A 1628-nucleotide genomic window follows, 5' to 3' on the forward strand; every position below is an offset into this window, starting at 1 on the left:
TTCGACGATGACGGGCCGAAGGTGACGGCTGTCGCCGCCACCGGCGTTACGGTAGCGCTTGACGAGACGGCGACCACGAGCACCCCGGCTGGGATCGACACTGGTACGGTCACCAAGGGCGAGGATCCCGATGTCGGCGGCACCGGCGCGATCGCGCACGGCACCAGCGACAGTGCCTTCGTCAACATCACGGCGCTGTTCGGCGCCGACGGTCCGGCCGTTTCGGGCAGCACCGTCTATGCGCTAAGCGTCACCAATGCGGTCTCCGGCCTTGCTGTCACCGACGGCTCGCTGATCACCTTGCAGACGCTGGCCAACGGCGTCGTGGTCGGCGTCGTCCAGGGCGGCATGTTCGATGGCGATGCGGCGTTCGCGCTGTCGATCGATCCGGCCACCGGCAAGGTGACCGTCGAGCAATATCTGTCGCTTCATCATTCGGACGCCTCCAATCCGGACGACACGGTGGTGCTGGACCTGCATTCGGTCGCAGTGAGCGTGACCGTCACGGATGGCGACGGCGACACCGCCAGCGCCAGCGCCGATGTCTCGGGCCAGATCAGCTTCGACGACGATGGTCCGAGCCTGACCATCTCGCAGCCGAACGGTGCCTTGAACGGCCTGTTCCTGGACGGCTTCGTCCCCAATGGCGACGCCTGGGGTGCGGGCAGCGGCACCACGACCGGTCCCGCCGGCGCCTGGACCGTCACGGCCTCGCCTTACGAAGGCGCCAGCAGCATCGAATTGCAGAAGGTCGGTGACGGCTATCGCGGTGCAGACAGCCCGACCAACAGCGTTATGGTCGACCTCGAGGCCAGCCCCGGCAACATCCAGATCTCGCAGACCATGCTGCTCAGCGCCGGCGAATACCGCATCTCCTTCGAGATCGGCGCCGCCAACGACACCAGCCTCCCACACAGCGCCAAGCTCGAAGTGCTGTGGAACGGCGTCTCGGTCGGAACCTATGATCCCACGTCGGGCGTCATGCAGACCATCGCCATCGACGTCACGGCGACGGCCGGCGACAACTCACTGACGTTCCGTGAAATCGGCGAAAAGGGCGACAATACCGGCACCTTCCTTGCCAACATCAAGGTGGGCGACATCATCGTTATCGACGAGACCGCAGGTGTCGATGCCGATTCCGACGACACCACTAATCAGGCCGTCAAGGACCTGTTTATCGGCGTCAATGCCGGGACCGATCCCGACATGCCGCTGCACCAATATGCGCAAGGCAGCGGCGGCGTCGTGAACGCCACGGCGCTGTTCGGCGCCGACGGCGCGGCAGCGAGCAATTCGCTCGTCTATGCGCTCACCCTTGCCAGCAATACGGGCGTGGATTCCGGCCTGAAGACCACCGATGGCCACGCAATCTCGCTGTTCAACGACGGCAACGGCCACATCATCGGCGTCTATGACGCCAACAACAACGGCGTTACCGCCACCGACAAGGTCGCCTTCGCCCTGCATGTCGATGCCGCCACCGGCCAGGTCGCGGTTGCGCAATACGTCTCGCTCCAGCATCCCGACACCAGCAGCAACGACGAGGGCATCGCGCTCGGCGCCGGCTCGGTCTCGGTCACCGTCACGGCGACCGATGGCGACGGCGACCACGTCACACAAAGCGC

The 1628-nt window shown here is 65.3% G+C and carries 1 protein-coding gene; it reads left to right on the top strand.

Features of this window, described 5'->3' with window-relative positions; genetic code table 11:
- Positions 1–1628: DUF5801 repeats-in-toxin domain-containing protein (locus LB547_RS32210; RefSeq protein WP_224656018.1), on the top strand; the 1628-nt coding region annotated here is incomplete at both ends.

The organism is Mesorhizobium sp. B264B1B (genome assembly GCF_020165765.1).
Taxonomy (GTDB): Bacteria; Pseudomonadota; Alphaproteobacteria; order Rhizobiales; family Rhizobiaceae; genus Mesorhizobium.